Below are 9,639 nucleotides of genomic sequence, written 5' to 3'. Positions count from 1 at the left end.
ACAGGGGAGGAATTTAGACTATCGTAAGCCCAGCATCTTGTGCGTCTGGAGCGTCAACCGCCAGCGCGGCCGCTCCATCACCATGGCGATGCACGCCTCGCGATTCGCCTCGGCTCGCGGATCGTCCAGCGGCTGGAGCAGGTGGTTCGCGAAGTCCCACCCCTCCACCTCGGCCGGGTCGATGCCCGCCTGCGGCCAGACCAGCTTCAACTCCTGGCCCGACCGCTGGACGACCTCGGACCCCGCCTTGGGGCTGATGCATACCCAGTCGAGTCGCGGATGCGCGGCAATCGTCCCGTTGCTCTCGATCGCGATGAAGAACCCCGCGTCATGCAACGCATCGACCAGCGCATCGTCGACCTGCAACATCGGCTCGCCACCGGTCAGCACGACGAAGCGTTCGGCCCGCTCAGGCCCCCAAAAACCCTCGACCGCCGCGACCAGCGCGCCCGCATCGGCGAAACGGCCGCCGCCCAGGCCATCGACCCCGACAAAATCGGTGTCGCAAAAGCGGCAAATGGCGCTCGCCCGGTCCTGCTCACGGCCCGACCAGAGGTTGCAACCGGCAAAGCGAACGAACACCGCGCGCCGCCCCGCCTGCACGCCCTCGCCCTGGAGCGTCAGGAACATCTCCTTGACGGCGTAGCTCATGGCCTCAGCCCTGCGGCTTGACCGCATAGGCGGTGGGGTCGGGAATGCCGGCTTCCTCAAAGCCCTTGGAGCGCAGGCGGCAACTGTCGCAACGCCCGCAATGCAGCCCGCCCGGCGCGGGGTCATAACAGGACCAGCTCAGCCCCATATCGACGCCCAGCCGCGTGCCTTCGCGCACGATATCGGCCTTGGTCATATGCTGGAGCGGCGCGTGGATCTTGAAGGGCTGGCCCTCGACGCCGGCCTTGGTCGCGATCTCGGCCAATCCTTCGAAGGCGGCGACGAATTCGGGGCGGCAATCGGGATAGCCCGAATAGTCGAGCGCATTGACCCCGATGAATAGGTCGCGCGCGCCCGCCGCCTCGGCCCAGCCCAGCGCCAGGCTGAGGAAGATGGTGTTGCGGGCGGGGACATAGGTGACGGGAATACCGGGCTGCACCCCGTCCTTGGGCACGTCGATATCGGCAGTCAGCGCCGATCCGCCAAAGGCCGACAGGTCGAGCGGCAGGACGATGTGGCGCTCAGCCCCCAGCGCGACGGCGACTCGGCGCGCGGCGGCCAGTTCGACCTTGTGCCGCTGGTTATAGTCGACCGACAAAGCGAGGATGCGATAACCGGCGGCCTTGGCCGAGGCAGCGGAAATCATCGAGTCCAGCCCGCCCGAAACGAGCACGACCGCCATGGGAGCAGAAGATGTCATGATGGTCGCGACCGCTACGCCGATTGGCGCGCGGATGCAATGGCGGCGGACCAAGGGCTTGGCTTGACGACAAAAAAGCGGGGCCGCGACGCACCATAGAGGGGCGAGCGGCCCCTTCAGGACCTGCAACCGGGCATGCTGAAAACCCGGACAAGGGAGGTTCCACTGCTGAAGCGGAGATTGTGGCCTAGCATGACCATGGTAAAGGACGCGTTAAACCGATCCGGATCAGTTTTTGAGCTTCCAGCCTTTGCGTAGCAGGACATAGCAGAGCACCGCCATGGCGGCGTCGATGCCGAGCACGACCACCCCGCCCAGCGTCACCGGCGAGTCGGCCAGCCCCAGAAAGCCGTAACGGAACCCCGAAATGACGTAAAAGAACGGGTTGGCATGGCTGATCGCGCGGAAGGCCGGGGCAAGACCATCGACCGAATAGAAGGTGCCCGACAGCAGCGACAACGGCACGACGACGAAGTTCGTGACGGCGGCGGCGTGATCGAACTTCTCCGCCCAGATCGAGGTCAGCACGCCGAGCAGCGCCAGGAAGACCGAGCCCAGCAGCCCGAACCACAGCACCGCGAAAAAGGCGTGCGGGGTGACATGCACCCCCGGCCACACGACCATCGCGACCCAGACGGTCACCCCGACCAGTACCGCGCGCGTCACCGCGCCGCCGACCAACGCCGCCAACAACTCGGCGGTGGAGAGCGGCGGCATCAGATAATCGACGATCGTACCCTGGATCTTGCCGACCAGCAGCGAGAAGCTGGCATTGGCGAAGGCATTGTTCATCATGCCCATCACGATCAGGCCCGGCGCGATGAAATCGGCGAACGGCACCTGCATGCCCGCCACCGGCACGGCATGACGCCCGCCCAAGGCGGTGGTAAAAATGATCAGATACAGCAGCGTGGTGACCGCCGGCGCCCAGATCGTCTGGAGCTGCACCTTGAAGAACCGGCGCACCTCCTTGATATAGAGGGTTCGCAGGCCGCCCCAGTTGATGTTCCGGATGACGGGCTCACCGGGGGCGGCGCGCACTGCGGACGGGATTTCGCCGATTGGGGGCTGGCTGCTCATCGCAATAGCGCGTAACCGCTGCCGTGCCCGCCCGCAACCCGGTGCGATGATGAAGTGAGGAAAGGTTTCGAATGTCGTGGACCGATGAGCGGATCGAAACGCTCAGGACGATGTGGGAAGCGGGTCAGACCGCCAGCCAGATCGCCGAAGCATTGGGCGGGGTCAGCCGCAACGCCGTGATCGGCAAGGCGCATCGCCTGGGCCTGCAGGCGCGTCCGTCGCCGGTCCGCGCCAACGAGCCGGCCGCCGCCGAAGCGCCTGCCCCTACGCCGGTCGCACCACCGCCGCCGGTCGTGGAGCCGGAGCCCGAACCCGTGCGCCCCGAGCCGGTGATGGAAGCCGCACCCGAGCCCGTCGCCGAGCCGACTCGCGAGCCGCAGCCGGTGCTTCGCTCGGTCGGCCCCGGCGGTTTCGTGCGCCAGTCGCCCGGCGAGCAGCAGCCCCCGCCCTCGCCCGCCCCGCCCCGCCGCCTCGTGCCGGCCAAGCCGAGCGCCGAGATTGCGGGCAAGACCTCGCTGCTCGACCTGAACGACCGCATCTGCAAATGGCCGATCGGCCATCCGGGTGAGCCGGACTTCCACTTTTGCGGCGACAAGGTGAATCCGGGCTTCCCTTATTGCGTCGAGCATTGCGGTCATGCCTACCAGGCGCAGCTGCCCCGCCGCGACCGCCGTCCGCCGCCGCCACTGCCCTTTGGCGGCCCGCGCGTCCGTTGATTCGGGGTTGATAAAAAAGCCCGCTGGTTTTGCGACCGGCGGGCTTTTTCTTTGGCAGGCCTATGCCCGTGGCCTTCGACTTCGCTCAGGCGGAACGGGGTTCGGGTACAAATCTCCGTTCGCACTGAGCGAAGTCGAAGTGCACGCCCCGCCGCTCTACTCAAGCAACAGGGCGCACGCCCCTCATCAGAACCGGAACGCCGCCGTCGCCCGCAAGCTGTGCCAGCGGAACTTGTCGTCCGACCGGCGAATATCGGTGCCGGTGGTGTTTGGCGCCAGCACGAACGGGTTGGTCGCAGGCGCGGTCCCCTGAGTCACGCGGACGCGCGTGTCGTCGTCGCGATACTGGTGGTACATATATTCCATGCCGATCGAGAAGTTGCGCCCGATCTTCTGCTCGATACCGCCGCCGCCGAGGAAGCCGAACTGGTTGCGATCGCCGCTGATTGCAAAGGCGTTGGCGCCGTTCGACGTCGCGAACTCGCGGTTGATGCGGGCGTATCCGGCGCCGAAGGTGCCGTAGAACAGCGTCTTGTTCGCGGCATAGCCCAGGCGACCACGAGCCGAAGCTTCCCAGTCGATGCTGCGGGTCATGGTGTACCAGGCCGGCGTGGTCGAGAAGGCGGAGACGCTGTCGGTGATCTCCGACTTACCGAATTCGCCGACCACACCATAGACGATGTTGCCCGCCTGATGGTCGAGGCCGACGCGGCCATAATAGGCGATGCCGTCCTTGTCGTTGCCGCAACCGGTCGCGGCGTTCTGCGGCGACAGGGTGCTGCGCGCCCGGCCGTTGCAGAAGCCCGGCGAGAAGGCGTTGGCGCCAGTCGAGGTCGTCACGACATCGCCGAACCGCCCATCCAGGTTGCGGTCGAACAGGAAGCGCGAGCCGACATCGTTGGGCTGCACGTCATAGCCGAAGCTGCCGCCGACATAGGCGCCCGAGAAGGGCGCTTCTTCGTCCGCCATATAGCTGTCTTGCGCCATCGCCGGCGCGGCGAAGAGAGCCGAGGCCGCAGCCCCCGCCATCAGAAACTTGAACATAATCACTCCCATACCCTTGGCTTAAGGTGCCGTGGGAACGGGCGGGCGGCGTGGAATATCCCGCGACTTAACATGAGCAAAGTTTTGTTGCATTTCGGCCACGCACGCCAAAGCTGGCGTGGACGCGTCGCAACGCCTATAGTTCCCGTTATGTCCAATGACCTGTTCGCGGGCACGCCCCGCACCCAACCCGCCTATGATGCCTCCTCGATCGAGGTGCTGGAGGGGCTGGAACCGGTGCGCCGCCGCCCGGGCATGTATATCGGCGGCACCGACGAGCGCGCACTGCACCACCTCGCCGCCGAAGTGCTCGACAATGCGATGGACGAGGCGGTGGCGGGCCATGCCAATCGGATCGAGGTCAAGCTGGAGCCGGGCAACCGCCTGACCATCGTCGATAATGGGCGCGGCATCCCGGTCGACCCGCACCCGAAGTTCCCCGACAAGTCGGCGCTGGAGGTGATCCTGTCGACGCTGCACTCGGGCGGCAAGTTCACCGGCAAGGCCTATGCGACCTCAGGCGGTCTGCACGGCGTCGGCATCTCGGTGGTCAACGCCCTGTCGTCGGACACGGTGGTCGAAGTCGCGCGCGAGCGTGTCCTGTATCGCCAGCGTTTCGCCAAGGGCGCGACGCTCGGCCCGCTGGAGACGGTGGGCGCCGCCCCCAACCGGCGCGGCACCAGCGTGGCCTTCACCCCGGACAGCGAGATTTTCGGCCCCGAACTGCACTTCAAACCCGCCCGGCTGCATAAGCTCGTCCGCTCCAAGGCCTATCTGTTCGCGGGCGTCGAAATCCGCTGGCACTGCGCACCAGAGCTGATTTCGGACGACACCCCCGCCGATGCGGTCTTCCAGTTCCCCGGCGGCTTGGCCGACCATCTGAAGGAACAGATTGGTGGCCGCGAATGTGCCACCGCCGATTTCTTCTCCGGCAATCAGGACTTTCCGGGGGAGCAGGGCCGCGTTGAATGGGCGGTCGCATGGCCGCTATGGAGCGACGGCAGCTATAGCTGGTATTGCAATACCATCCCCACCCCCGATGGCGGCACGCATGAACAGGGCCTGCGCCAGGCGCTGGTGCGCGGTCTGCGCGCGTTCGGCGAATTGGTGAACCAGAAAAAGGCCAAGGACATCACCGCCGACGACGTCATGGTCGGCTCCGAGCTGATGCTCTCGGTCTTCATCCGCGAACCGCAATTCCAGAGCCAGACCAAGGACCGTCTGACCAGCCCCGAAGCGGCGGGTCTGGTCGAAAAGGCGGTGCGCGACCATTTCGACCATTTCCTGTCGGCGAACATGGAGCGCGGCAAGGCGCTGCTCGGCTATGTGCTCGACCGGATGGACGAGCGCCTGCGCCGCAAGGCCGAGCGTGAGGTTAAGCGCAAGACTGCGACCTCCGCCCGCAAGCTGCGCCTGCCCGGCAAGCTGACCGACTGTTCGGCCGACAGCCCCGAGGGCACCGAGCTGTTCATCGTCGAGGGCGACTCGGCCGGCGGTTCGGCCAAGCAAGCGCGCGACCGCAAGACGCAGGCGATCCTGCCGATCCGCGGCAAGATCCTGAACGTCGCCAGCGCCACCTCTGCCAAGATCCTGCAAAATCAGGAGATCGCCGACCTGACGCTGGCGATGGGCTGCGGCACGCGCAAGGATTGCGACCCGACCCAGCTACGCTACGAAAAGATCGTCATCATGACCGACGCCGATGTCGACGGTGCGCATATCGCCACGCTGCTGATGACCTTCTTCTTCCAGGAAATGCCCGATCTGGTCCGGCGCGGGCATCTCTATCTCGCTCAGCCGCCGCTCTATCGCCTGACGGTCGGCGCCAAGTCGCTCTACGCCCGCGACGACTCCCACCGCGCCGAGCTGGAACGCACCGCGTTCAAGGGCAAAAAGGTCGATGTCGCCCGCTTCAAGGGCCTGGGCGAGATGAACCCCGGTCAGCTCCGCGAAACGACGATGGATCCCGCCACCCGCAGCCTCATCCGCATCACCCTGCCCCAGGAATATGAGGAACGCGCGGGCGTAAAGGACCTGGTCGACCGGTTGATGGGTAACAACCCGGCCCACCGCTTTGCGTTCATTCAGGAGAATGCGGCGCGGCTGGACGAAGAGGTGATCGACGCCTGATCGGGCGGGTGTTGTTTCGCTTTTTCCGATCGGCTAACGTGGCATCGGGCGGCCACCTGTGCCGCCCTTTGCTATTTGAAGGAGACGTCCCGTGACCATCACCGCCCTGATGCCCGTTTACCCACGGTGCGGGGTGCGTCCGGTCCGAGGCGAGGGCGTCTATCTCTATGGCGAGAATGGCGAGCAATATCTGGACTTCGCCGCCGGAATCGCGGTGAACGCGCTCGGCCATGGCCATCCCAAGCTGGTCGAGGCGATCGCCAAACAGGCCGCCACCCTGATGCACGTGTCGAACCTGTACGGCAGCCCGCAGGGTGAGCATTTCGCCCAGCGGCTGGTCGATTCGACCTTCGCCGATACGGTGTTCTTCACCAATTCGGGCGCGGAAGCGGTCGAGTGCGCGATCAAGACCGCGCGCCGCTATCACTTCGCCAACGGCAATCCGCAGCGTCACACGCTGATCACGTTCAACAACGCCTTTCACGGGCGGACGCTGGGCGCGATCTCGGCAACCAACCAGCCCAAGATGCGCGACGGGTTCGAGCCGCTGCTGCCCGGCTTCGCCTATGCGCCCTTCGACGATCTGGAAGCGGCGCTGGCGCTGATCGACGACAATACCGCCGGTTTCCTGGTCGAGCCGATCCAGGGCGAAGGCGGCCTGCGCCCCGCCCGCATGGAATTCCTGCAAGGGCTGCGCAAAGCGTGCGACGAGCATGGCTTGCTGCTGGTGCTGGACGAAGTGCAGTGCGGTTACGGCCGCACCGGCAAGTTCTTCGCCCATGAGCTGTACGGCGTGACGCCGGACATCATGGCGGTCGCCAAGGGCATCGGCGGCGGCTTTCCGCTGGGCGCGTGCCTTGCCTCCGAGGAAGCGGCCAAGGGCATGGTGATCGGCACGCACGGTTCGACCTATGGCGGCAACCCGCTTGCCATGGCCGCCGGGGAGGCGGTGCTCGACGTAATCCAGGAGCCGGGCTTCCTCGAACATGTCGAGGCGATGGGCCAGCGGCTGCGTTCGACGCTAGAGCAGATGATCCCGAACTTCGATCATCTGTTCGAGGAAGTGCGGGGCCATGGCCTGATGCAGGGCCTGAAGATGAAGAGCGACAGCCGCCGCTTCGTGGCGCACTGCCGCGACCATCACGGGCTGCTGCTGGTCGCGGCGGGCGAGAATGTGATCCGCATCCTGCCGCCGCTCACCATCGACGAGAGCCATATCACCGAGTTCGCGACGAAGCTGTCGGACGCTGCGCGCGTCTACGTGCCCGCCGCCGACGATTGATGATCCCTGCCACCCCGGCGGCGGGAAACCGCCGGGGGACGGAGTACCGACCCATGACGATCCGCCACTTCCTGAACCTCGCCGACGCCGGTCCCGAGGGTGTGACCGCCATTCTGACCGATGCGAGAGTACGCAAGGCCGCCCGCGCCGGTTTCACCAAGGGCCGCGTCGATGCCGACGCGCCGCTTAGCGGCCATGTGCTCGCCATGGTGTTCGAGAAGAACTCGACCCGCACCCGCGTCAGCTTCGACATGGCGATCCGCCAGCTCGGCGGCACCTCGATCGTGCTCGATGCCGGGACCATGCAGCTCGGGCGCGGCGAGACGATCGCCGACACCGCGCGTATCCTGTCGGGCTATACCGACGCGATCATGATCCGCACCGACGACCATGCGAAGGTCGAGGAAATGGCGCATTATGCCAGCGTGCCGGTCATCAACGGCCTGACCGACCTGTCGCACCCCTGCCAGATCATGGCCGACCTGCTGACCGTGATCGAGGCGGGCAAGCCCCTGTCCGGCATGAAGGTCGCGTGGCTGGGCGATGGCAACAATGTCCTGCACTCGATCGTCGAGGCGGGGGGGCTGCTCGGCTTCGACGTGGTCGCCGCCTGCCCCAATGGCTATCATCCCGAGCCGGGCACGCTGGAGCTGGGCCGGGGCCGTGCGACCTGCACCACCGATCCGCGTGTGGCGGTCGAGGGCGCGGACATCGTCGTCACCGACACCTGGATCTCGATGGGCCAGGCCCATGTCGAGGAAAAGCTGGCCGCGATGATGCCGTTCCAGGTCAATTCCGAGCTAATGGCGCTGGCCAAGCCGGACGCGAAGTTCCTCCACTGCCTGCCCGCCCACCGCGAAGAGGAAGTCACGTCGGACGTGATCGACGGGCCGCAGTCGCTGATCTGGCCGGAGGCGGAGAACCGCCTGCACGCGCAGAAATCGGTGCTGCGCTGGTGCTTCGGCCAGATCGGTTGATCGCCGCGCAACCCATCCTATTTAGGGAAAGGCCGGCGGGTTCGTCGGCCTTTTCTCTTTCCCCGCCTGACCGGCACCATATCGCCCGGACGTCCTCCGGAGCGTAAAGGCACGAGCATGACCGATATCACCCTGCCCGACCTCGACCGCGCGATCGGTTTCACCATCCCCGAGCAACATGCGCGCGGGCGGCTGGTACGGCTCGGGCCCGTGCTCGACGAGATCCTGGCCGCGCATGCCTATCCCCCGGTGATCGAGCGGCTGCTGGCCGAGGCGCTGACCCTGACCGCGCTGATGGGCGCGACGCTGAAAGATACCAGCGGCCAGTTGACCATCCAGACGCGCAGCGACAGTGGGGTGATCCGGCTGCTCGTCTGCGATTATCGCGGCGGCGAGGTGCGCGGTTATATCCAGTATGACGAGGATCGGCTCGCCGAACTGCCCGCCGACCCGACGCTGTTCGCGCTGTTCGGCCAGGGTTATCTGGCGATCACCTTCGACCTAGCGGCTACCGGTGAACGCTATCAGGGCATCGTGCCGCTCGACGGCGAAACGCTGTCGGCCGCAGCCGAGAGCTATTTCATCCAGTCGGAGCAGATCCCCAGTCTGCTCCGCGTCGGGATCGCCAAGGGGCCGGACGGCCGCACCGTCGCGGGCGGCCTGTTCCTCCAGCATCTGCCCGAGGGCGAGGAAGGCCGCGAGCGGCTGCACGTCAAGCTCGACCATCCCGAATGGGAGCATGTCCAGGCGCTGGGCCAGACGATGCAGGTCGAGGAACTGGCCGATGCCGCCCTGCCGCTGGAGACGCTAGTGTGGCGCTTGTTCCATGAGGAGCAGGATGTCCGCGTGTCGGAAAGCCCGGCGATCGTGCGCGGCTGTCGCTGCTCGGCGGAGTATATCGCCAGCGTGATCACCAAATTCTCGGTCGAGGAGCGGCGCGAGATGGCGGATGCCGATGGGCTGATCCAGGTCGACTGCGCCTTTTGCGCGAAGAAGTTTCCGGTGCCGTTCGACGCGGAGGCGGCGGCTTAATTATCTTTTCCTCCCCTGTAAGGGAGG

General features: G+C 66.0%; 9 protein-coding genes. 5 read left to right on the top strand and 4 right to left on the bottom strand.

The annotated features are described in order from the left end of the window. Positions 1-18: 18 nt before the first annotated feature. The 3 genes from queE to SP6_RS14425 all read right to left on the bottom strand — a co-directional run bounded on the left by queE (position 19) and on the right by SP6_RS14425 (position 2,431). Positions 19-651 (bottom strand): 7-carboxy-7-deazaguanine synthase, encoded by a 633-nt coding sequence (gene queE, locus SP6_RS14435; protein ID WP_007407156.1) that lies wholly within the window; start codon positions 649-651, stop codon positions 19-21. A gap of 4 nt (positions 652-655) precedes the next feature. Further along, positions 656-1,375 (bottom strand): 7-cyano-7-deazaguanine synthase QueC, encoded by a 720-nt coding sequence (gene queC, locus SP6_RS14430; RefSeq protein ID WP_267884193.1) that lies wholly within the window; start codon positions 1,373-1,375, stop codon positions 656-658. Between the two features lie 204 nt (positions 1,376-1,579). Beyond that, positions 1,580-2,431, bottom strand: coding sequence for an ABC transporter permease (locus SP6_RS14425; protein ID WP_037570307.1), 852 nt, complete (start codon positions 2,429-2,431; stop codon positions 1,580-1,582). Between the two features lie 71 nt (positions 2,432-2,502). Between SP6_RS14425 and SP6_RS14420 the strand changes: the two genes are divergently transcribed. After that, positions 2,503-3,147 (top strand): GcrA family cell cycle regulator, encoded by a 645-nt coding sequence (locus tag SP6_RS14420; protein WP_007407159.1) that lies wholly within the window; start codon positions 2,503-2,505, stop codon positions 3,145-3,147. Between the two features lie 186 nt (positions 3,148-3,333). Here the strand turns inward: SP6_RS14420 and SP6_RS14415 are convergent, their stop codons facing one another. After that, complete coding sequence (locus tag SP6_RS14415) at positions 3,334-4,191, bottom strand: outer membrane protein (protein ID WP_007407155.1); 858 nt, start codon at positions 4,189-4,191, stop codon at positions 3,334-3,336. A 150-nt stretch (positions 4,192-4,341) separates the two neighbouring features. Between SP6_RS14415 and parE the strand changes: the two genes are divergently transcribed. The 4 genes from parE to hslO all read left to right on the top strand — a co-directional run bounded on the left by parE (position 4,342) and on the right by hslO (position 9,612). Next, a complete protein-coding gene (gene parE / locus SP6_RS14410; protein WP_007407152.1) occupies positions 4,342-6,321 on the top strand; it encodes a DNA topoisomerase IV subunit B in 1,980 nt (659 codons plus the stop codon). A 91-nt stretch (positions 6,322-6,412) separates the two neighbouring features. Continuing rightward, a complete protein-coding gene (locus SP6_RS14405; RefSeq protein WP_007407154.1) occupies positions 6,413-7,603 on the top strand; it encodes an aspartate aminotransferase family protein in 1,191 nt (396 codons plus the stop codon). A gap of 53 nt (positions 7,604-7,656) precedes the next feature. Next, positions 7,657-8,580, top strand: a complete 924-nt coding sequence (argF, locus tag SP6_RS14400) for an ornithine carbamoyltransferase (protein ID WP_007407160.1) — start codon at positions 7,657-7,659, stop codon at positions 8,578-8,580. A gap of 117 nt (positions 8,581-8,697) precedes the next feature. Continuing rightward, positions 8,698-9,612, top strand: coding sequence for an Hsp33 family molecular chaperone HslO (hslO, locus tag SP6_RS14395; protein ID WP_007407157.1), 915 nt, complete (start codon positions 8,698-8,700; stop codon positions 9,610-9,612). Positions 9,613-9,639: the final 27 nt, after the last annotated feature.

This window comes from Sphingomonas paucimobilis NBRC 13935, assembly GCF_000739895.2.
Classification (GTDB): domain Bacteria; phylum Pseudomonadota; class Alphaproteobacteria; order Sphingomonadales; family Sphingomonadaceae; genus Sphingomonas; species Sphingomonas paucimobilis.
Note: the sequence above shows the minus strand (reverse complement) of the source record. Positions and strands in the feature narration are given on the sequence as shown.